This is a genomic window from Herminiimonas sp. GW821-FHT09C12 (assembly GCF_059416385.1).
Map to the genome: position 1 here is coordinate 1,200,988 of NZ_JBWKPC010000002.1, position 22,899 is coordinate 1,223,886.

A 22,899-nucleotide genomic window follows, 5' to 3' on the forward strand; every position below is an offset into this window, starting at 1 on the left:
AGATAGATATGAACAACTTGTTTAGTTTTAGAGGTATCGCTTACTGGCGCAAATTAACTAGTGTCTGACATGAAGGATAGTGCTGAATATCTGGCCAGCGACAACGACCACCATTCTTATTTTCTTGATAGCCTTTAGGCTTATCCTCATAAGAAAATCCATTTGACAGCATACATTCCTCAGAAAATTTATTGATCTCCTCCCATTTCACACTTAACGACTTTAAGTCCCTTCCAGGGTTTTCTTTCACGAATGATCGATACGTTTTGTATCCACAAACCTGCCAAAGAAAGTAAGTTACATTTTTCTTCGTATAACCTGGCTTGCGCCAAAAATCTTCTTCAGAAGCTGAAGGCAAATCCATATAAGTTATGGCGCAAGAGGTCATAAATAGTCCGCCAAAAATAAGAAAAAAATATCGCTTCATGGAAAAATCCTAGCAGGCAAAGATAAACTATTCACCCCTACTCCCCAAATCCTATCTGCATCTGCATCCTTCACGTTCGGACCATAACTTCCATGGGAGTCACCAAAACTGCTTGTTAAACCACCGGTTGCTGGATTGCTACCAAAGAACGTACTCACAAAATCATTCTTATGCGTCGATTGAAATACGCTTGCAATTGATCCTGTAGCTGCATTTAACGCCAACTGTGCAGCCCCTGCATTAACAGGGGAGCCATTCATCTGTACCGTGCTTATTGGCACATCCGTCTGCCCCATATTGATTTGCGCCTGTGTCGCGTTATAACTTGTAATGTTCCCGCGGCTATGATCGACCTCAACAATCGTTCCACCAACAGCTTTGACTTGATCACGCAAATCAATGTTCGCTTCACTCGCGTTACTGATACCAAAAGTTGGTGCACCAACTGTGTCCCACGCCGCATACATTACCTCTGCAAGAGCACTGCCAGTGTGTGGATTAATCACGACATATACTCCTTGCTCAAGTGCATTTGGATCGCTTTGCCTTACTGCATTATCCAGAGCCTCCCGTTCTGTATTCATGATCCCATGGTTAAAAACATATACTTGACCATTAGGCCCAGTCACGATCTTATGAGTGTTCATATCAACCTCCACTGAACTACAGTCCTTCCCTTGTCCATTACATTTCTGTAAGAGTATTTTTTTAGGTCCCGTGGCTGATCTATAAATTGCATCCGTTACTATCGTAGTTTGCTTGAATGCCTCTTGCTTGATCGCACGTTCTGCCTCTACTGTTTCTAGTAATGCACCGACATCTAGCTTCCGCGCAGCATGCTGTGCATTGGCTGTATCGCGATTCAAACTGGCAATCGTTTCATCTGCCGTTTTTCCAGTCAATGCCTGTTGTGCCGTTTCATCGGTAAGTACAATAAGACCTGACTCGACCGCGCTACGAGTAACACCCGTTGAAGAGTCTGACTCTTTACCGTTGTTCATCAACGTTCCGATCACGCCTTTGGCTATGCCGTAACTACCTTGTGTTGCCATGTCGCTTGAAAGACTAATACCACTACTTTTTGCACTAGCCTCGGCATGATTCGCAATGTCGCTAGCAGTAAGACTTGCTGTAACAAGAATGTTCTTATCATCTAATACCGCCTGTTCTGTGCTGGCAATGACGGCACCTTTCAGATCAGTATTACCACCTACCTTGATTTGGAATCCATCATCACCGGCTTTAATACCTGATTGTTCCGTTACGCTTGCATAATCACTATTAGCGCTACTCTTACTGTAACTAATGCTGCCAGACATACCAGCACCAATGGTGACACTGCCACCAATGTTTTTCTGCTTGCTATCGTATTTGCTGGTGTCTTGCAAGCTTTCAATATTCAAATCCCCACCTACATTCGCTATTACTTGTTTGCCACTAACTACCGCACCAATCAAATTGGTATCACTGCCTGAAACAAGCGCAAGTTGATTTCCCGCATTGACATGGGTGTTGGTCCAGCTTACGTCACTACCATCAGCATTGCCACGACCGGAGCTTGCCGATGCCGTCACGCCAAAACCGCTAGTACCAATACTGAGACCGATACTGCCGCTGCTGCTTTTGTTGGTGCTGTGCTGCTCATCCGTATTTTGTGCGGCAATCAGATTTATTTCGTTTTCTGCTGCGATGAGCACATTGCTACCGGCGCTTATATTCGAACCATGAACAGTAACATCTGAATCCCCCCCTGCTCCACTAGCAACAATACTTACATCACCTCCTGCCATGACGCTCGATCCGGCTGCTTGTGTGCTGGTCTGAGTAGTCTTGCTCTGGCTGCTAGAGGCACCAATACTGATACTAAGATTGACCCCGCCAGCCTGCTCAGCAACCGTGGCATCGCGACTGGACGGATCGCCATTAGCGTCTTTCATTGGCATCTGATTGTCTTTACCACCTATCGTCGTCCCCTGACCTCTCTGAATGGCATCATAAGCATTGTTTACTGCCAACGCAGACGTAGCGCCAGCCAGAGCTTGCATACGACCATCTTGCGTTTTACTCGAAGCATCTGCCATGTGTTGCACAGTCTGAATAGCACTAATCACCGGACTGCTAATAGCGAGCGTGAGCCCACTTTGCTTGAAGCGCTGCTCGGTAGTATTGGAGTCTGTATTGGTAGCGGCAACAATATCAACCTTTTTTGCTGCGATCATGATGTCGCCCGCTGGAGCCAGCACATCACTACCAATTTGACTATAGGTCTGTCCGGCTACTAGCTTGACGTCACCACCGATACTGCCCACTGTACTAGCTGAAGCGGTAGTGGACTGTCTTTCTTTATCAACATTCAGTTGCTGCTTGCCGAGTGTGACACTCAGTCCTCCTCCGCTAAAGAGGCCACTCTTTTTCGACTCGTAGAAACTGCTGGACTGACTGGTATTGGTCGCCGCCTCGATGGTGAGATTTTCACCTGCAACCACGGTAGTGTCTTCGTCACCAATAATGCTGGAACCACGAATTAAAGTATCCCCTCCTGACACAAGCGTAATCGTCTTGCCTCCGAAGTTGCTGCCAATAGCGCTATCACTCAAGCTTTGTTCGCGGCTTTCTGTACTGGATGAAGAAAGAAAGCCTTTGCTCTTTGCATAGCGGGCATCATCGCTTTGGCTAATAGCACGACCTTCAGTGATCTGGATATCTCCTTCGGCACCGACTACCAAATTCCCCTCAGCATTAACAGAGGCCGCCCGGGCATTGAAATCATTGCCAGCCACAAAAGTAGTATTACCGCCAGAGACGATCTGACTACCAACCTCCTGCGTACCCGACGCACGCATGTAGTTACGATCATTAGCCGTGAGGTCGCTCTTATATGAAGTATCTACCGTGCCAAGATTCACGTTATTACCCGCAGTGACTTGAATATCACCGGTGCTGGAAAGCACGCCTGCCAGAACGCTAAAGTCGTTTCCTGCGCTGGCAACGAGTATGCCCTTATCGCCAGTAACATATAGACCGGCCACGCGATCGATCTGTGTGAGACTACTATTGGAACGGCCCGATGTAGCGGATCCCGTGCTGGTTGTGCTCTGTACAATAAGATCCCGGCCTGCCGCGGCGATGAGCCCCTCTTCAGCAATAATACGGCCACCGAGATTGACCAAATCCTGCTGTGCAACCACGCTGACTGCCTTAGCTGCGATGTCACCCAAATTCTGCACGTTATTTGCGTTGATCTGCGTTACGTTGCGTCCAGCGATAGTCCCGGAATTCGTAAGAGCTCCAGAGAGTTGGATATTGACGTTCTGCCCAGCTAACAAGGAGCCATTGGCGGCAAGATCTCCTTCCCTTGGCATAACATAGACTTGCGGCACCAAGGCTATTGTTGTACTTCCATCCGGTAGCACAACCTCCTGTGCTACGAGCCAGACAATGTCACTGGTGAGTTGCGCCATCTGCGCAGGAGTGAGGCTCACGCCTGGGACCAGTTCCCATTGTTTGGCATAGGCTACCCCTGCTTCCATCAATGCATGGTACTGAGCTTCATCACTGGCATAGCCATCAAGGAATCTACGTCCAGTGAGTTCTGCAACCTGTTCACGCACGAGCTTCTGCTCGTAAAAGCCATCACCTAAACGTTTTTGCATTGTGTTCGGATCGGCGGCTAATTCCTGCAGCATGTAGTCACTGGAAAGCCATTGCTGACTAGTGAAACGAGGATCAACCTGATAAAGAGCGGTGGCCGCAGGATCATGCGTGTAACGGATGAGACTGCTGGTAGGTGCGCTGAGTGCGGTGCGGCCCTCCACTTGTGTACCACTTCCAGTCGTGCTGATATTACCTTTGGCAACCGAGGTATCGAGTTTGGTAGTTACACTTTCAACCACTTCGGCGTAAGCACCACTACCGAAGTAACCTGCATGTATGCCATACCCTTTGTATTTCACGCTATCACCGCGGAATGAACCGAAATCAGTAACTACCCGCTGGCCTGACGTTTCAGTATTGGTCAGACTGCTACCAGTGATATCAAGATTACCACCGGCCAGAATCTGGCTATTGTCATTGAGGATGCCGCCACCCGAGAGTGTCATCCCTCCACCAGAGATGATGCGTCCAGGTGCCCCAGGATTGTCCACAACAGTCTGTACGATCTGCGTACTCGTTACCCAGATTTGGTAGAAATCTCTATAAGAACGAGAAATCATATTCTGGTTATAACTGAGAAGACGACTTCTCAACGTTACCTGATCACCCACTGGCACGTTAAAGAGCGTCCACACAGAACTGTTTGTTGGATAATCATAATTTACGTAATCCCCAAGTTCGGGATCTAAGTAAGTGAGTTGATAAGGCACGCGCGAATAACCTGCCTCAAAAGGATATGCGCTACTCGGAGCAACGTACTCCAAACGCGGAAGGCTAGGATCACCGCTATCAAATCTGTCCGATGCACATTTGAAGCAGCGACCCAATGCACTCTCAAGGTAGCGAGTCCCGCCCAGTCGAACATAATGGACATAGGTAGCGTTACTGCTCGTGTCCGTCCTCGTACTGAAATCAGGATTGATGTTATTAATCTGCTGCGCCGAGATCGTTACTCCACCCAGCGATTCAATAGTGGCAGCCTTATTATTGATCGTACCTGCCGTACCGGTAGCATGTGCTTGCGCATCAAGACTGCCGCCAACATTAAGAGCATCTACTCCTGTACCCGCACTGAAGAGCAACGCATCATTTCGATTATCGAATGTTCCCACACCGAGATCTAGTCGCTCACGTGCAGCAATCACCGCATCTGAACGAATGCCGTTGGTAGTTTCCGTGTCGTTAGTAAGAGCCTCCGCTGCAATACCGAGATGATCGCCATAGATACGGCCAGTGCCGATATTGTCCAACGTTCGCGCCTGAAGCAAGGTCTCATTGCCATCGATCAGTCCCCGGTTGGTAAGGCTGCGGGTGGACGTAATTGTGGTCATGGCACCGGCAATCTCACCTGTGGCCGCGTTGTCTATGTCTACGACGTTGACAGTAATGGCTTCATCTGCGACAAGCCTACCCGCATTGACCACTGACTCAGCCGTAATGACGAGCGTCTTGGCACTAGCTATCTCACCAGTTGCCGCGTTGCCTATGCTCTGCGCACTTATGGTTGCCACTTCACCTGCACCGAGCTTGCCTGCATTGTTCACTGAGTCAGCAATGATGGTGAGCGTCTTGGTACCCGCTATCTCCCCCGTAACAACATTATCTACGCTCTGTGCACTTACAGTTACAGCTTCGCCTGCGACCAGTCTGCCTGCATTGCTTACTGAGTCCGCAGTGATGGCGAGCGTCGTAGCACTCGCTATCTCCCCCGTAACAGCGTTATCTATGCTCTGTGCACTTACAGTTACAGCTTCGCCTGCGACCAGCCGGCCTGCATTGCTCACTGAGTCCGCAGTGATGGCAAGCGTCGTGGCACTCGCTATCTCCCCCGTAACAGCGTTATCTATGCTCTGTGCACTTACAGTTACAGCTTCGCCTGCGCCGAGCTTGCCTGCATTGCTCACAGAATCAGCCGTCACAATGAGCGAACTCGTCGCATCTATCCTGGCACCAACGGTGTTGGTCAGAGCTGCCGCCGTAATCGTCGCGTGCTCCTGCGCACTGATAACAGCAGTTGCACCGACGTTATTGATAGAGCCAGTCGTCTCAATTCTGAGATTGCCGCCACTACCATTCGACGATACGGCTTGAATTGCTCCTTCGTTTGTCAGAAAACCGTTCGACAAGAGAACCAGATTACCGCTTGCTGCATTCATGACGCCTTGGTTGCGTACGCCCAAACCATTCTCGCTGCCTACCAGATAGATATGGCCTGCATACATCCCGCCCAATGCAGCAACATCGAGACTGAATTGCGGGGTCGAGCCAGTTGCAGCAATCGGCGTAACCTGCACCATATTCCCTGGGTAGTCTGCGCTATTGGTGCGGACCTCGTTAGCGCCTGTAACAACATGCAGGCGATCAGCCCAAATACCTGCATTGACCTGAACGGATCTTGCAAGAATATCGGTATAGCTCGCGGTACGCGTATCCAGACCAAGACCATCGACACTGACCACACCTTGTGAAATCCGATAGCTATCCAGCGATCCGTTTGCAGGGTTCATGACTGCCTTACCGGTCGTCAACGTGACACGGTCAGCATTGATGAAACCACCGCCATTGACCTGAATGCCTGCTGGATTAGCAATGATGACTTCAGCTCTTTGCCCTGCTACCTCAACGAACCCTCGTAACTGACTGGGATTACTGGAATTAACTTCGTTCAAAATTACACGCGCGGTTCCATTTACCAACCACGGGTTGGCTTGTACCCAACCGCCTGTTTGCGTTTGTACGTTGGTCCGGCTGTTGTTGAGAATGGCGCCATTACTCTGTACATCGAACTGACTGTAGGTATTGCGAGAAACACCTGCAGCAGACGGCGTCTGGATATTGACCTGTGGCAAGCCATTTGCTGTCTCAAGAATGGTAGGACGTTGATTATGTGGGGCACTTGGATCAGCGACGATCTGTGCATGTGCCAATGGCATGATCAAGCTCATGACACCAGCAGCAAGCTTTGCTGCAAAAGATATCTGCGTAATTTGCATGCAACGCTGCATCCCGCGCAGCACCTGTTTGGTGATACTGGAAGTTAATGGAGCAGCATCACCCTTGCCCTGCGCAGATGTGTTCTCTGCGACCACCATCAAGATGCCGCGCGCTTTATTAAAGACGATGCGATATAGATTCTTGTTCATGTCTGCTCCCTGCTTGATTTATTAAATATGAGAACGGTGTAGATGCAAATCGCATCGATCGTATTAATAGCTCCAGTTAAGATTGAAGCCCGCCGTGGTATTGGCAGTCCTGAATCCATCCGGTTTTTTTATAGGTTGTCCGACGAAGATGTCGTATGAGCCACCAAGAAAGCCACCACGTAGGCCAAGCGCCATACCGGCCAAGCGTGTACCAAGCAAATATCGACTGGATTGGCCACCTACTTCGCCATAATCAAGGCCGAGGTAAAGTTCTTGTCCACTGCTTCCGAGCAGCAGGCCAACATCATTACGTAACGTCCATCCATGATCTGCCGACAAAATCATGTCACCATCAAACCCACGCACCGTATACCGCCCACCGATGGCGAATCTATCTTGAGGAACCAATGGCGTATCGTTCGACTGCACACGTAATGCACCTAAATAACGAAGGTTCTGTTGCGCAAGTTGGAATGGCACCGACAAGGACACGTCAGCATTCCAGACTTTGGGACGGGAAGCACCTTCCCCAAAAAGATCTTCCGGTGCATCGAGCGCATTGAACGCACCCGTGCCATGACGATAGGTAAGATTCAAATCGAGTGTATTGGCACCCATGAATTCGCGATGCCCAATACCCAACTCCCACCCTGCAGTCCTTCGACGCTGAGTTTGCACTTCAGTGTCATCAATGAAGTTGTCTGACTCTTTCAGATAAGCACGTAAAGACATAGTCGTTTTACGTTGAGCATCTCGGTAAACGACACGAGATAGCTTCAGATCATTGGTCGCACTCGTACCCGAATAGACGTAACTCTGACTCAGGCCGGCGATAGTCTGGAAGTAACGATTGCGCGTAGCGGTTGTACTCAGAGTCCAATATCCAAACGGCACTGAATAATGAACGACGCCACCACGTGTACCTCGTGCTCCACGGTCACCACCACCCAAATCATGGTTGATGCTGACATAAAACAAATCATTCAGCGTCCACCAATTGTCATAGGAAAGGGTCAGGCCACCTTGGTATTTACCCGTTGATTTGGAACCTGAATCATCGATAGAAACGGATACGCGAAAAGGAAAACTCTGCTGATAGGAAATAACCAGATCACTTTGCCCCGGCTGCGCACCTTCTCCTTCGGCCGCTTCAATCTTGATGTCAGCAGCTGCAGTAGGAACACGCTTGAAGTTCTCCAAACCTTGCTCGATGTCGCGCAAATTCAGAATGTCGCCAGACTTGATCGGGATCGCATTCCATTTAGTTCCGCGTGAATCGGAGTCAGATGCAAAGCGTATATTCCGAACACGTCCTGGAATGACAGTAAGAGTCAAATCACCGGACTTGAGGTCTTGTGGGGAAACAAGCACGCGTGTCGTAACAAATCCCTTATCTACGATTGCGTTCTGTATGCGACTCACGACCAGATTAATGCCATTGACACCAAGGCATCTCCCGATGGGCGAGTCTTTTCCATCAATCACACTTTGCAAACCGAATTGAAAGCGATCGGCAGCATCACCTGCTAGTGTGATGCGATCAATACGGAAACATGGTGACTCGTCCTCAGGTAAAAGAGTCAATGTCGGTGTGACCGGGGCCTGTAAGCGCACATCAGGTGTTTGCTCCTGCTGCAGGCGTAATTGCCTTTCACGCTCTTGCTGCCTTAATAATTCATCAGCAGCAAGACTCTGGGCAAATGCAGAAGAAATGCAGAAGAGCCCACTGATCACCAAATGAATTGAAACTAAAAGCGACTTGCGGAAAAAAGGGATTACAGCGACTTGCTCTTGCGTTGCTATTGCGATCATTGAAGAACGTCCTAATATTGCCCAAAAGAAATATTCGACAATATAGAAAGTTGTATGCGATTACATCCCATAGCCATGGGATATTTTGCTAAACATGTATAAATATATTTATATGTTTTTATCTACATATAAGACACATTAAAAACAAATAACTAAATATGTACTTTTACATCTGTAGAAATATCTAATATCAACTAAACAATCACAGAAAATTTGAGGTGCGTGTTTTTACAGCTGCTGCAGCCTTGCAAGGCCATTTTGGCAAGCAAGAATGGAGGGAATTAGATAAAACGGGGGATTTAGAAAATCGAATTTAAAGGGTAACAAACCTAAAAATCAAGGCATAAAACCTAACTGGCAATACTTAGTCTTCCGGCGTTACCGGCACTTCAGTCACCACATCCGGCATGCCTGAGAGAATCATTAACTGCACCCGGCGATTGCGCAAGCGGCCTTCCGGTGTCTCGTTGGTGTCTACCGGCAGATTGGCGCCGTGTCCCATGGCCACCATGCGTTTTTCATCGACACCGCTGTCAATGAAAAGTCGTACGACGCTGCTGGCGCGCACCGCTGACAATTCCCAGTTGGATGGGAACGCTGAGTTGTTAATAGGTGTGTTATCAGTGTGGCCTTCCACCTGAATATCGTTGTCGACCTTTTTCAATACTTGTGCGACGGCACGCAAGGCGGCATCCGATTGCGCATTCAACTTCGCTTCACCTGGCGCGAATAAAACGCTCGCATTAATTTCTACGCTGACGCCGCGATTGGTTTGCGTGACACGCACCTTGCCTTGGCTAATCAGCGGCGCCATTGCTTTGAGGATATCGCGCGCAATATTGGTCATCCGTGCTTTTTCACGTTTGACGATAGCGTCATTGGCACGTTGTGCTGCCGATGATGGTGCGGGAATCGGCAACGACATGATCGCCGTGTTCGATTCGGCCGGGTCTTTCAAGACTGGCGCTTTGGCGGTGACACCACCGAAGGCGATGCCCAGGGAGTTGGAGAGAATGCGATACTTGCCTTCGTTAACAGAAGAGATCGCATACATGACGACGAAGAAGGCGAACAAGAGTGTGATGAAGTCGGCATAGGACACCAGCCAACGCTCATGGTTTTCATGTTCTTCTTCGTGTTTTCTACGTGCCATGGTTGATCAATCTGCAGATGCTGTAAGCAAAACTACCGTTACATCAAATAGATATTCATGCGCTCTTCGATCAAGCGCGGATTGTCACCTGCAGCAATACCGGCAAATGCATCAGCCAACATTTCGCGTTTGAAGATATCGCGACTGACCAGAGCTTTGAGCTTGCTGGAGATAGGCAAGAAAACCAGATTGGCAAAGCCAACACCATAAATCGTCGCCACAAATGCGACGGCAATCCCACTGCCGAGGCGGCTTGGATCTGATAAGTTTTCCATCACGTGTATCAGGCCGAGAACAGCGCCCAAAATTCCGATAGTCGGCGCGTAGCCGCCTGCTGCTTCCCATATCTTGATTGCCAAACGCTGACGCGTTTCGTAAGCGCCGATTTCCATATCCAGCACTTCACGCAATTTATTTGGATCAACGCCATCAACGATCAAACGCAAACCGTGCGCGATAAATGGATCGTTAACATCCTTGATGACGCGCTCCAAACTAAGCAATCCTTCGCGACGTGCGATCACACTCCAACTGGTAATGTCGCTGATCAAAGCTTGATAGTCATCATCCTTCGGCACAAAAACCAAACCCGCCATTTTTACGCCTTGCGCAAAATTGCGCCAACCGCTTTGCAGAAGGACCGCACCTATAGTGCCAACGATGACAATGATGAACGCGGCAGGCTGCACCAGCGAACCCAGCCCTCCTCCTTCGAGCATTTGCCCAACGAGGATGCCACCGAGCGCCAGCGCGATACCAATTAAGCTACCCCAGTCCACGCTTTCTCCCTTAAGTTTGCACGCATCCTGGCGATAGCCTGGCTATGCAATTGCGATACGCGTGATTCGGTCACGCCCATAACGGCACCGATTTCCTTCAGATTCATTTCCTGCTCGTAGTACAAACCCATGAGGATTTTTTCGCGTTCCGGCAGCGCATGAATTGCTTCAATAACTGCAGCACGAAAACCGGTATTCATCAAATTCTGCAGTGGGTCCGGCGACTCATCTGTGCAATAACGATCGAGGAAATGTTCGTTGTCTTCGCTATCGTGGAAATCTTCGTAATACACCAGTTGATGACCGCCGCCATCACTCAACAAATCCTGATAATCAGCCAGTGACAATTTGAGTTGCTTCGCAACTTCGCTCTCGTTCGGCGCACGTCCCAGACGTTGCTGCAAGGTGTTCATTGCCACCTCGATCTTGCGCATGTTTTGACGCATGCTGCGCGGCATCCAGTCACTGCTACGCAACTCATCCAGCATCGCGCCGCGTATACGTTGTACGGCATAGGTTTCGAATTGCGCGCCATGTGTTTCTTCGTAGCGGCTAACAGCATCCAGCAAGCCGATCATGCCGGCTTGAATCAAATCATCCACTTCCACGCTAGGCGGCAACTTGGCTTTCATCTGATGCGCTAGTTTTTTAACCAGGGGCGCATGTTCTCCTACGAGATGATCTTTGTCTGATTTTCCAGCCGCGGTATACATAGGTGATTCAGGCTCCGAACTTGGCGCCATGGGCGGATAAGGTAAAACGTTCTGCAAGACGTCTGAAAGCAACCGATGCACCAGCCATCGGGAAGGCCTCTATCACCGCACGACCAAGACGCGCCGCGCGTGTCGTTTGCTCATCTTGTGGCACAGAGCCTATCGAATGCAATTCCACTGCCAGATAACGGCTGGCAGCTTGTGCCATGTTTTGATAAACAAGCGCTGCTTCCTGCTCGTCTGCTCCAGTCACCAGAATGCTGAACGGACGACGGCCTAATTGCGCATTCAATCGTTTGATCAATGCATAGGCGTTTTTGATCGATGCCGCATCGGGAGAAACTTGCACGACGATATCGCCGTTCGCCATCGCAGGAACAGGTAAATTGCCGTCTTCATCCAGTTCGGCATCAACCATCAGCACGTCAGATTGCGATGCCAGCACGCCAAATGCATTCGACAAACGGCGCAGTTGATTCGCATCACGTGTTGCGGCATGGAGTGAACCACGCGTCAGCGATGCCAGACCGAAGCCTTGTGGCATGGCTTGCACGACTTGATTCAGCGCGCGCTCCTGGCGCGCAACGTCCAGCAAGGTTGCTTGTACTTCTGCCCCCATGCGATGCGTGATGCCATTTGTGGAGACGCAAGCATCCAACAGCACGACATCACTGCCGCTCGATGCAAGCGAGGCGCTCAGATTGACCAGCATCGCGCTTTTTTCTGCCGCTGAAGTGGCTGACAAAAAAGTGAAAATGCGCGGCTTTGGTCCGGCGAGCAGTCGCCGCAGACCTTCTGCCTGATCACATTTAAAACTACCCAAGAATCACCTCACGCAAGCTCTTATCGTTCATCGAACGTGCCGTATTTGCCATCACCAAAGGTATCTCCGCATCACTGAACTGGAACGGCGCTGTTTCGCGCTTGAGTTTAAATGCACGTTCAACCAGATATTGCTGATTGGCGACGTGCAGATCTTCCGGTACGCGTTGACCGTTCGCGACGTAGTATAAGTTCAATTTCTGCCGTATGACTATATCTAGTGCACTACCAATGGTTGCAGCTTCATCCATTTTGGTCAATATGCAACCTGCGAGGCCATTGCCCATGTAAGAACGCACTACTTCATTGAGCGTTTCACCGGTTGAAGTCGCATTCAGGCACAACAGACGTTTGACCTGACTACCAGCACCGGACAACATTGCGATCTGATCTGCGACCATTTGATCGCGCTGGCTAACGCCAACGGTATCGATCAAGACAGTATGCTTGCCTTTCAACTCATCCAGCGCAATGCGCAGGTCAGCTTCATCCTTGACCGAATGCACCATGACACCGAGGATTTTGCCGTAGATGCGCAATTGCTCGTAACCGCCGATACGATAGCCGTCGGTCGTAATCAAGGCAAGCTTGCCAGGACCGTGACGCATAACGCAACGCGCAGCTAATTTTGCCGTGGTTGTCGTTTTACCTACACCGGTCGGGCCAACCAATGCGTAGACGCCACCTTTTTCAAGGATCTCGTTTTCATCACCGATGGTGGTCAGGTTGCGGGTCAATATCGACTTGATCCATTCCATCCCGCTTTGATTGCTAGAACCTGCCGGCAAACGCTCAATCAGATAGCGCGCCAGGCTGGCGCTGAATCCGGCAGCCAGCATCTCACGCAACACTGTGGATTTGACCGGTTCACGCTTGTGCTGGCCGTTCCATGCGATTTCAGTCAATTGCATTTCCAGCATGCCGCGCATCGAACGGATTTCGTTCATCACATCGTTCAGCTCGGCGCTATTGATTTCTGTCGTATCTGCTTGGCTGGCGACATTGGATGTAATTGCCAAAGTGGGTGTATGACCTAACTTGTGCTGCGGTGCCAATGCGGCAAACGTAGATTCAGAAAGTGCTGTTTTTTCGATAACAGGCTCGGAAAGCGAAGCCATGTCTTCACCGGCCAGCGCCAGAATTTCGACACCATCATCCACCGCACGATTGGAAAGGATGACCGCATCTGGTCCGAGTGCTTCACGCACCAAACTCCATGCGCCTCGCGACGTGCTTGCTGTAAATTTTCTAACGTTCATACCTGACCTCCAACTAAGCTAGTTACTCTGATTGTTTTTGAATCCGGGACTTCTGCATGCGACAGCACTTTGAGCTGCGGCAAGGCACGACGCAGGAAGCGCGCCAGCAATGCGCGCAATTGCGCTGGCACCAGCAGTACCGGTGTTAATCCTAATGATTCCTGTTGGCGCGTCGCGGCTTCTGCCTGCGCAGCTATCGTGTCAGCCAAGCCTGGCTCGATGCCGGCGCCTTCGGATCCGCTTGCTTGCAAGGCTTGTGTCAGCAAACGTTCAAGGCGGTTGTCCAATGTCATGACTGACAATTCGTTCGTCGATGGGAACAATTGCTGCACGATGGCACGACCCAATGCCACACGCACCAATGCGGTCAATTCATTCACGTCTTGTGTGTAAGGAGCATGCTCGGACAAGGTTTCGATAATGGTGTGCATATCGCGGATATGGACGCCTTCGATTAACAGGTTTTGCAATACTTTTTGCAGAGTCGAAAGTGGAATCACCTTAGGCACCAAATCTTCTGCCAACTTCGGCGATTCCTTGGCCAAGTGATCGAGCAATTGCTGCACTTCCTGACGACCTAGCAATTCAGCAGCATGCGTTGTGATCAAGTGATTCAAATGGGTCGCTACGACAGTACCGGCATCGACGACGGTGTAACCCATGCCTTGCGCTTGTTCACGCATGTTGGAATCGATCCAGGTTGCTGGTAAGCCGAAGGCTGGATCGCTGGTTGTTGGTCCAGGCAAAGTGCCGCTGACCATGCCTGGATTGATTGCCAAGAACTGACCCGCCAGTGCTTCGCCGCTACCAACTTCCACACCTTTGAGCGTGATGCGATAAGCAGATGGCTTCAATTCCAGGTTATCGCGGATATGTACGGGCGGCGACAGGAAGCCGACTTCCTGTGCGAATTTTTTGCGTATGCCTTTGATCCGACGCAGCAGTTCCCCACTTTGTGATTTATCGACCAAAGGAATCAGGCGATAGCCGACTTCCAATCCCAAGGTATCGACTTGCACAATATCTTGCCAGCTCGCTTCTTCAACTTCCGGCGCCGCTGGTGGTGCAGTCACTTCAGGTTCGACTTGCGGGGCTTTCAATGCACGTTGCGAAATCATGTATGCCGCACCGGCCATGATGCTGGCGAGGAAAAGGAAAGAAACGTGTGGCATGCCAGGAATCAAGCCCATGCCGCCAATGATCGCAGCGGTGATATACAGCACTTGTGGCTTGGCAAACAACTGCCCTACCAATTGACCGCCAATATCTTGCTCACTGGCCACGCGTGAAACGACGATACCTGCAGCAGTGGAAATAATCAGCGAAGGAATCTGCGCAACCAAGCCATCACCAATTGCCAGCAAGGTATAGTTTTCCAGCGCAGCGGAAAAACCCATATCGTGTTGCACCATACCGACGATCAGACCGCCGACAATATTGATCACCGTGACGATAATGCCGGCGATCGCATCGCCGCGCACATATTTACTTGCACCGTCCATCGCGCCGTAGAACTCGGCTTCTTGTGCAACTTGCGTACGACGCAGACGTGCATCCTGTTCACCGATCAAGCCAGCATTCAAGTCGGCATCAATCGCCATCTGCTTACCCGGCATCGCATCCAATGCGAAACGTGCACCCACCTCAGCGATACGGCCCGCACCTTTGGTCACAACCGTAAAGTTGATGATGGTCAAAATCACGAACACCACGATACCAACAGTGTAGTTACCACCAATCAGAAAATGGCCGAAGGCCTCAATCACTTTACCTGCGGCATCCGGACCGTTATGGCCATCCGTCAGCACCACGCGTGTAGATGCCACGTTCAAGGACAGACGCAACATGGTGCTGACCAAGAGCACCGTCGGGAACACCATGAAATCGAGTGGCTTGACCGTGTACAAAGCGGTCAACAATACGATGATGGATAGCGCAATATTGAAGCTGAAGAAAATATCGAGCACGATGGCCGGCAGCGGCAGCACCATCATCGACAACATCATGATGATGATCAGCGGTGCGGCGATGGCTCTCGAACCTTCGCCGGTCATCCAGGCGGGTAATTTCAGGCTATTCATTGTGGCAGGCCATTCGTATCTGCATCTTCTGCAGCAGGGTTAAGGGGATCCATCTCTGGCGGGACATCGAGATCGTCCGGTTTAACCGGACGTGCGCCACCGCTCTTGCTGTATGCGCGCAACTGGAATACATAAGCCAATACTTCGGCCACAGCGATATAGAGTTTTTCAGGGATTTCATCGCCCAATTCGGCATGACGGAACAGCGCACGCGCCAGTGGTGGTGCTTCCAGCAGCACCACATTGTTTTCCATTGCCAGTTCACGGATCTTGGCGGCGACTTCATCTGCACCTTTGGCGACGACCTTCGGTGCGCGCATGCCGTTTTCGGAATATTTCAATGCGACTGCATAGTGCGTCGGATTGGTCACGACGACGTCTGCGGTTGGTACTTCGGACATCATGCGGCGGCGTGCCATCTCGCGTTGTTGCTGGCGTATCTTCGCCTTGATTTCCGGATTACCTTCAGATTCCTTGGATTCCTGACGGACGTCCTGACGCGACATCATCAATTTCTTCGCGTGCTGCCACATTTGATATGGCGCATCGATCATCGCAATAATGACCAAGCCACTCGCAATAAAGATAAAACTGACGACCAGCAAATGGCCCAAATGTTCGGTGCCTGACTTCAACGGTTCCACGCTCAGCGCCAGCACCGCATCAAATTCATAACGGATTACCATCCAAGCGATCCAGCCGATCAGAATGGTTTTGGCAATTGCCTTACCCAACTCCACCGCTGAGCGACTGGAAACCATATTGCCCAAGCCCTTCATCGGGTTCATACGGCCAAAATTAGGTTGCAAGGCTTGTGCACTGAACAACCATCCGCCTATCAACGCTGGTGATGCCAATGCCACCACAATCAGGATTAATGCCGCAGGTGCAAACGCGATCAGCAAATCGATAATGCTGGCGGCGGCATGCGCCAGCAACAACTCCATATCGAAGGCCATCTCGCGATCAAAAGAAAGACCAGACGCCAGCGTGGCGTTCAGTTGAGCGATCATGCGGCCACCGGTGATCCAGAAAGCAGCGCCCGCAGCCAGTAACAGCGTACAGGTCGCCAACTCGCGCGAACGCGGCACATCACCCTGCTCCCGCGCTTGCTCCAGCTTGCGCGGTGACGCGGGTTCAGTCTTTTCGAGATCACTTTCTTCAGCCAAAGCCGACTCCTGAGGTACTCCCGCTGGCATTCAACATGACGCCATACGGACCTATGAGTGGATTATTGGCTAGAAAGCCTTAAGGTGATCGAGGGAATAGGATGGGAAAGATCCCGCTTTTTAAGTCGTGCTAAGCGGGAAATTGAAGGGAAAACTAAATCTTGATGGCTTGCGCCCAGGCCAGTGCGGCCAAATGCGCCTCATTGACCTGACGCGAACTGATGAAAAGAGAGTCAGCCAACGCTGCAATATCGCCATTATTCGGCTCGCATGCCTCGGCAAGTGCCAAGAATGGACCGTACATGCCATCACGCGTCAGCAATGCCTGTGCTACCGGTTCCGAGAGCTGAATTTTACTCAATACCTCTTCCATCGGAATACCCAGCAAACGATCCAGCAGGGAAAACATACCGACCACGAACAGGTTTTCAGCCTCATGTTTGGGCAAAATGCCATGCCCGGCCAATTCTGCAAAGCGACCACGCACAATCGCCGTCTGCATCAGCACGGCCGAATGGCTATGCGTACTTGCCGTGGCCAGCAACAAAGACAACCAGCGATACAAAGGCGAATAACCAAGCATCGTCACGGCATGACGCAGGGATTGGATTTCCGCCCCCAAACCGTAACCGACGTTGTTGATGTAACGGAATAACTTGTATGACAGAGCAGCATCGCGCTTCAGCACTTCTTCCAGCTCGCGAATATCGGCATTTTGCCGCACCATTTCCATCAACTGGACAATGATGAGCTGTGCTGAATTCAATCCCTTTTTCTCAGCATTTGGGCGCTGTGTCAGGTATAGATTGCCTATGAACGCATACAGTCCGTTTGCGACACAATGATCGTATTCACGCCAATCAGCGATCTGACGCGCGACCAATTTGACACCGGCAGATTTCAAACCGCTCTGCTCGATTACTTTTGCATCAACACTATCACGACTGAAGTGCCCCTCAACATGACTGACGACTTGCAAGAGCTGGCTGTTATGCGGCAAAGTATCTGCATCACGCAGCGAAATTCCATAACCTTGCTGTCGCAAGTCACTCACTACTCTGAGCGTTTCTTTATCCGCCAGATCGGCTGAGGTCAGGCGAAATACTGTATTTTTTGCAGGCAGTTTCTTTGCTACATCAGAAGCAATCAAAGCCGGCGTCGCTTCAAAAAACAGCACGCTGTCATTCAGCAACCAATTTGATTCTTTGTCGTGCAATTGCGTAGCGACAAAGGTCACCAGCTCCAGCAAATCCTCATCGCTGGCCATGCCGCCATCTTGTTCATTGCTTTGCCACGACAGCTCGTATCCAAGGATCTGCTGTGTTGCATTCAGCAACGGCTCACGCACGATGAATTTCATTTCAGACATAGGAAATAAGCGGAAAGTACAACGGAAGTCGGAATGACAAACGGCGGCGCATCAATGGATTAGAAACCCAGGCTTTCAAGCAAGTCGTCGACCTGTTCCTGACCAGCAACCACATCATTACCGACTGGATTGATTTGCGGCCCGTTCAGCAAGCCAGTATCGACTTCTTTCTTCTTCTCAGGCGGAGCGTAATCGACCAGTAATTGCAGCAACTGCTGCTCCAAGCCATGCGCCAGCTCGGTAACTTTCTTGATGACCTGCCCGGTCAAATCCTGAAAGTCCTGCGCCATCATGATGTTCATCAGATGCTGTCTGGTTTCTGTCGTCGCACTTTGTGTGGCATTCAGATGAGCTATGGTCTGTTCTGCCAAGGCGCGATATTTTTCTTCAGAAAAGTCGCCTTGCAAGGCTTGCTGCCATTCGGTAGACATTGCGGCGGCATCAGATTGAATGCGCTCTTGCAAAGGACCAGCTGCCTCAGTCGCATTCAAGACACGTTGTGCAGCCTGCTCTGTCATGCGTGCAACGTAATCGAGGCGATCACGTGCATCAGGGATATCGTGCGAAGCACGTTCTATCAATTGATCGAAACCCAAGCCGCGCAGACTCTCATGCAGCGCGCGGGTCATGTGACCAACGCGCGACAGCACTTCGTCGTTCGCCAAATTTGCGTGATCTGTTTCGGATACCGTCTGTGCAGATGAGGCGCCGCTCAACTCAGGCTCCGGCTGCAGCCAGTTTTTCGAAAATCTTCGCGAGTTTTTCGTCCAGTGTCGCAGCGGTAAATGGCTTGACCACATAACCATTTGCGCCGGCTTGTGCTGCCGCAATGATGTTTTCTTTTTTCGCTTCTGCCGTGACCATCAACACTGGTAATTTGGAAAGTGCTGGATCGGCACGAATATGTTGCAACATCGTCAAACCATCCATATTCGGCATGTTCCAGTCGGACACGACGAAGTCGAATTGTTCGCTACGCAATTTCGCGAGGGCCATTGCGCCATCTTCGGCTTCATCGACGTTCGTATAGCCCAGTTCCTTCAAGAGGTTGCGAACAATGCGACGCATTGTTGAAAAATCATCAACAACTAAAAATTTGGTATTTGGGCCTGCCATGAATTACTCCATTAATTCTTTAAATCGTCATCGATCCTGATAAGGAATCGAACATGGTCTAACGCATCGTCTCATTTTGATGCATCGCTATTATGCACCGAGGATACAAGCAAATCGGAAGAAACCAACACTAGCTGTATCAAAAAACCACTTAGACGCGCAATGCGCGGCTGCTATGCGTCGCCAGATGACCCAAAACCATTCCTGGCAGTGCATTTAAAGGGCCAACTTCATGCGTCGCACCGACCGCAATCGCTTCACGCGGCATACCGAATACTACGCATGACGCCTCATCTTGCGCGAAGTTATAAGCACCGGCATTCTTCATTTCGAGCATACCCAATGCGCCATCTTTACCCATCCCTGTCAGAATTACACCGACAGCATTCTTGCCTGCATGCACTGCAGCAGAATGAAACAACACATCGACCGATGGACGATGACGATTGACCGGCGGGCCTTGATCAAGTTGCGTGACATAGTTGGCACCACTGCGCACCAACTGCAAATGCGAATGACCAGGAGCCAGATAGGCATGGCCAGGCAAAATCCGTTCGCCGCCTTCCGATTCCTTCACACCGATTTTGCACAAGCTATCCAGACGTTGCGCAAACGATTTGGTAAATCCAGCCGGCATGTGTTGTGTAATCAGAATGCCAGGGCAATCAGATGGCATCTGCATCAGGAAATCCTTGATCGCTTCGGTGCCACCGGTAGATGCACCGATGATGATCAGTTTCTCACTACTGGTAAGCGGATTACGTATCAATGGTAAAACGCCATCGCCAGTTTGCTTGTTCGGATCGTGCGGCACGATAGGTCGTGACTTGATGCGCGCTTTCGATGCTGCACGAATTTTGTCGGCGATCATCTCGGTATATTCAAGCATGCCGCTCTGAATCGACATCTTCGGCTTGGTCACAAAATCAACCGCGCCCAACTCAAGTGCACGCAAGGTAATTTCCGAACCGCGTTCGGTCAGCGAAGACACCATCACCACCGGCATCGGACGCAAACGCATCAATTTTTCCAAGAAGTCCAAGCCGTCCATACGCGGCATTTCAACGTCCAGCGTTAATACATCAGGATTTGTTTGCTTGATCAAATCGCGCGCGACAATCGGATCTGGCGCCACACCGACAACTTCCATATCCGGCTGGCTATTGATGATCTCCTTCATCACGCTGCGTATCAGCGCTGAATCATCCACGATCAATACTTTAATTTTCATGAGGCTGCCTTGGTATAGCGTTTTTTATAGATATATTTATTTGCATCAAGAAAAGAGTTCCACGTCTCCGCTGACACTGCCAGACTGTAGACGATTCGCATAATCCTGTTCGCGATTGACCAATGTATTGTTGTTCAACTGCCTGAGTTTTTTGACCAATACTTTGCCCGTACGCGGGAAGTAATACACCTTGCGTGGATGTATGTCATTCAAGTCTTCTGCAACGATACGAATGTTTTCTATCTTCAGAAAACTACGTACGAATTGTGCATTACGCTGACCGACATTAATCGAGCTGAAGCCACTCAAGACATTACCGCCGCCAAATACTTTGGCTTCCAGATTCTCGCGCCGCGCACCAGCTTTCAACAAATCATTGATCAGAATCTCCATCGCATACGTGCCATACCGCGCCGATGCAGAAATCGGGCTATCTGCATCACCACCACTATCCGGCAACATGAAGTGATTCATCCCACCGACACCGGTGACACGATCACGTATGCAAGCTGATACGCATGATCCAAGAACGGTCACAATCAGCATATCTTTACCGGTGTAGTAATACTCACCCGGCAAGATCTTGGCTGCGTCGCGATCGAATGTCCGGTCGTAATAGACATTCGTGGCGAAATGTTCTTTGGTCAATTCATTCATAGATTCTGTTATGTTCGACGTGTTGGCGACGAACCCGCTTTCTTATTCTGTTCCAGCTCGTAAACCGTTTTCCCGCGCAACTTGAACGCATCCGTGACATACAGGAAGTTTTCGGAATGACCGGCAAATAACAAACCATCCGACTTCATCAAGGGCGCAAAGCGATCCAGTATTTTTCCTTGCGTAGGCTTGTCGAAATAGATCATCACATTGCGGCAGAAGATCACATCGAACTGTCCCGAAATTGCCCAGTTGCTCGCCAGCAGATTCACCTGTTTGAAGGTAATCATTTGTCGCAGCTCGGGACGTACGCGCACCATGCCTTCTTTGGCACCCTTGCCGCGCAAGAAGAAGCGCTTCGCGCGCTCCGGCGACATTTTATCCAGTCGATCCATCGAATACACACCGTTGGCACCAGTGTTCAATACATTGGTATCAATATCGGTTGCAATGATGCGCACCGGTGGTGTCAAGGTATTGAACGCCTCGCATGCGGTCATCGCAATCGAATACGGCTCTTCACCAGTTGATGCAGCAGAACACCAGATTTCGATCGGTTCTTTAATTTTTTTCAGATGCTCGGCAAGAATCGGGAAATGGTGTGCCTCGCGAAAAAATGAAGTGAGGTTGGTTGTCAGTGCGTTGGTAAACGCTTCCCACTCTTCATCATTGCCACCTTGTTCAAGCTGGTCCAGATAACTAACAAACGAGCCGATACCCGTTGCGCGCAGGCGACGGGCCAAACGGCTGTAAACCATTTCCTGCTTGCTCTCGGCCAAAGCGATGCCGGCTCTTTTATAAATAAGAGCCCGCACTCGTTCAAAATCACGAGCTGTAAACTCGAACTCTTTGGAGCCTTCCGATCTGATCTGAGAAGTCACTTTCATACTGCCGATTTCCCTTTCGCCTGTTGCATATCACGCTAGCTGAATATGCGTCTTTCAATAACCATACACGCGACTGTTTGCGCAGCCTTGTTCTGCTCGCTCACACGGCAATTTTTATTTCAATGATTACGCTGCAATTTTTTCAATCAAACCCATCTCTGTGCTGGACATCAATTTGTCGATATCCACCAAGATCAGCATCCGTTCATCCAAGGTTCCCAAACCGATCAAATAATCGGTATTGAAAGCAGTGCCCATTTCCGGTGCCGGTTTGATTTGCTCAGGTGACAAAGTAATCACGTCCGAAACACTATCCACTACCATGCCAACTACACGGCCACCGATATTGAGAATAATCACGACTGTAAATTGATCGTAGGTCGGTTCACCAAGATTGAATTTGATGCGCATATCGACGATAGGCACAATGATGCCGCGCAGATTGACCACACCTTTGACAAACTCTGGCGCATTCGCAATGCGTGTCACTGCTTCATAACCGCGGATTTCCTGAACTTTCAGGATGTCGATGCCGTACTCTTCCTTGCCTAGCGTAAAAGCCAGAAACTCGTTGCCGTTTTCAGCACCAGTTGTATTGTTTTGTATGTTGTGAATCATAGTGATTCT

Annotated in this window: 17 protein-coding genes; all 17 read right to left on the reverse strand. The window is 50.2% G+C overall.

Annotated elements, in window-relative coordinates; all coding sequences use genetic code 11:
- Positions 1–40: 40 nt before the first annotated feature.
- Positions 41–427, reverse strand: coding sequence for a hypothetical protein (locus tag AC07N2_RS15465; protein WP_494779051.1), 387 nt, complete (start codon positions 425–427; stop codon positions 41–43).
- The gene (locus AC07N2_RS15470) at positions 424–7,224 is read right to left on the reverse strand and encodes a hemagglutinin repeat-containing protein (RefSeq protein WP_494779052.1); all 6,801 of its coding nucleotides are present in this window, start codon (positions 7,222–7,224) and stop codon (positions 424–426) included. The genes AC07N2_RS15465 and AC07N2_RS15470 overlap by 4 nt, the downstream gene beginning before the upstream one ends.
- Positions 7,225–7,287: 63 nt before the next feature.
- The gene (locus tag AC07N2_RS15475) at positions 7,288–9,036 is read right to left on the reverse strand and encodes a ShlB/FhaC/HecB family hemolysin secretion/activation protein (RefSeq protein WP_494779053.1); all 1,749 of its coding nucleotides are present in this window, start codon (positions 9,034–9,036) and stop codon (positions 7,288–7,290) included.
- 364 nt (positions 9,037–9,400) lie between these two features.
- Positions 9,401–10,189 carry a flagellar motor protein MotD gene (gene motD, locus AC07N2_RS15480; RefSeq protein WP_494779054.1) on the reverse strand — a complete coding sequence of 263 codons (789 nt, stop codon included), beginning with the start codon at positions 10,187–10,189 and terminating at the stop codon, positions 9,401–9,403.
- Between the two features lie 38 nt (positions 10,190–10,227).
- A complete protein-coding gene (locus tag AC07N2_RS15485; RefSeq protein ID WP_076591036.1) occupies positions 10,228–10,968 on the reverse strand; it encodes a flagellar motor protein in 741 nt (246 codons plus the stop codon).
- A complete protein-coding gene (locus AC07N2_RS15490) occupies positions 10,950–11,681 on the reverse strand; it encodes an RNA polymerase sigma factor FliA (RefSeq protein WP_076591035.1) in 732 nt (243 codons plus the stop codon). The genes AC07N2_RS15485 and AC07N2_RS15490 overlap by 19 nt, the downstream gene beginning before the upstream one ends.
- Before the next feature lie 7 nt (positions 11,682–11,688).
- Positions 11,689–12,504: a MinD/ParA family ATP-binding protein gene (locus AC07N2_RS15495; protein WP_494779055.1), complete on the reverse strand. Its 816-nt coding sequence runs from the start codon at positions 12,502–12,504 to the stop codon at positions 11,689–11,691.
- Entirely contained in the window at positions 12,497–13,762 is a 1,266-nt protein-coding gene (gene flhF / locus AC07N2_RS15500) for a flagellar biosynthesis GTPase FlhF (RefSeq protein ID WP_494779056.1), read from the reverse strand. The genes AC07N2_RS15495 and flhF overlap by 8 nt, the downstream gene beginning before the upstream one ends.
- On the reverse strand, positions 13,759–15,843 hold the full coding sequence (gene flhA / locus AC07N2_RS15505; protein ID WP_076591032.1) for a flagellar biosynthesis protein FlhA: 2,085 nt from the start codon (positions 15,841–15,843) through the stop codon (positions 13,759–13,761). Before flhA ends, flhF begins: the two co-directional genes overlap by 4 nt.
- Complete coding sequence (gene flhB, locus AC07N2_RS15510) at positions 15,840–17,012, reverse strand: flagellar biosynthesis protein FlhB (RefSeq protein WP_076591031.1); 1,173 nt, start codon at positions 17,010–17,012, stop codon at positions 15,840–15,842. Before flhB ends, flhA begins: the two co-directional genes overlap by 4 nt.
- 154 nt (positions 17,013–17,166) lie before the next feature.
- Complete coding sequence (locus AC07N2_RS15515) at positions 17,167–18,381, reverse strand: EAL and HDOD domain-containing protein (RefSeq protein ID WP_494779057.1); 1,215 nt, start codon at positions 18,379–18,381, stop codon at positions 17,167–17,169.
- 59 nt (positions 18,382–18,440) lie between these two features.
- On the reverse strand, positions 18,441–19,097 hold the full coding sequence (gene cheZ / locus AC07N2_RS15520; protein ID WP_494779058.1) for a protein phosphatase CheZ: 657 nt from the start codon (positions 19,095–19,097) through the stop codon (positions 18,441–18,443).
- 1 nt (position 19,098) lies between these two features.
- Entirely contained in the window at positions 19,099–19,497 is a 399-nt protein-coding gene (cheY, locus tag AC07N2_RS15525; RefSeq protein WP_012079943.1) for a chemotaxis response regulator CheY, read from the reverse strand.
- 151 nt (positions 19,498–19,648) lie between these two features.
- Positions 19,649–20,728 (reverse strand): protein-glutamate methylesterase/protein-glutamine glutaminase, encoded by a 1,080-nt coding sequence (locus tag AC07N2_RS15530; RefSeq protein ID WP_494779059.1) that lies wholly within the window; start codon positions 20,726–20,728, stop codon positions 19,649–19,651.
- A 45-nt stretch (positions 20,729–20,773) separates the two neighbouring features.
- Positions 20,774–21,385, reverse strand: a complete 612-nt coding sequence (cheD, locus tag AC07N2_RS15535; protein WP_076591027.1) for a chemoreceptor glutamine deamidase CheD — start codon at positions 21,383–21,385, stop codon at positions 20,774–20,776.
- An 8-nt stretch (positions 21,386–21,393) separates the two neighbouring features.
- Complete coding sequence (locus AC07N2_RS15540) at positions 21,394–22,272, reverse strand: CheR family methyltransferase (RefSeq protein WP_076591026.1); 879 nt, start codon at positions 22,270–22,272, stop codon at positions 21,394–21,396.
- Between the two features lie 126 nt (positions 22,273–22,398).
- Positions 22,399–22,890 carry a chemotaxis protein CheW gene (locus tag AC07N2_RS15545; protein ID WP_076591025.1) on the reverse strand — a complete coding sequence of 164 codons (492 nt, stop codon included), beginning with the start codon at positions 22,888–22,890 and terminating at the stop codon, positions 22,399–22,401.
- Between the last annotated feature and the right edge of the window lie 9 nt (positions 22,891–22,899).

Coding starts and splice junctions, on each gene's coding strand:
- AC07N2_RS15465 (WP_494779051.1), bottom strand. CDS start 427: ATGAAGCGATATTTTTTTCTTATTTTTGGCGGACTATTTATGACCTCT.
- AC07N2_RS15470 (WP_494779052.1), bottom strand. CDS start 7,224: ATGAACAAGAATCTATATCGCATCGTCTTTAATAAAGCGCGCGGCATC.
- AC07N2_RS15475 (WP_494779053.1), bottom strand. CDS start 9,036: ATGATCGCAATAGCAACGCAAGAGCAAGTCGCTGTAATCCCTTTTTTC.
- motD (WP_494779054.1), bottom strand. CDS start 10,189: ATGGCACGTAGAAAACACGAAGAAGAACATGAAAACCATGAGCGTTGG.
- AC07N2_RS15490 (WP_076591035.1), bottom strand. CDS start 11,681: ATGTATACCGCGGCTGGAAAATCAGACAAAGATCATCTCGTAGGAGAA.
- flhF (WP_494779056.1), bottom strand. CDS start 13,762: ATGAACGTTAGAAAATTTACAGCAAGCACGTCGCGAGGCGCATGGAGT.
- flhA (WP_076591032.1), bottom strand. CDS start 15,843: ATGAATAGCCTGAAATTACCCGCCTGGATGACCGGCGAAGGTTCGAGA.
- AC07N2_RS15515 (WP_494779057.1), bottom strand. CDS start 18,381: ATGTCTGAAATGAAATTCATCGTGCGTGAGCCGTTGCTGAATGCAACA.
- cheY (WP_012079943.1), bottom strand. CDS start 19,497: ATGGCAGGCCCAAATACCAAATTTTTAGTTGTTGATGATTTTTCAACA.
- AC07N2_RS15530 (WP_494779059.1), bottom strand. CDS start 20,728: ATGAAAATTAAAGTATTGATCGTGGATGATTCAGCGCTGATACGCAGC.
- cheD (WP_076591027.1), bottom strand. CDS start 21,385: ATGAATGAATTGACCAAAGAACATTTCGCCACGAATGTCTATTACGAC.
- AC07N2_RS15540 (WP_076591026.1), bottom strand. CDS start 22,272: ATGAAAGTGACTTCTCAGATCAGATCGGAAGGCTCCAAAGAGTTCGAG.
- AC07N2_RS15545 (WP_076591025.1), bottom strand. CDS start 22,890: ATGATTCACAACATACAAAACAATACAACTGGTGCTGAAAACGGCAAC.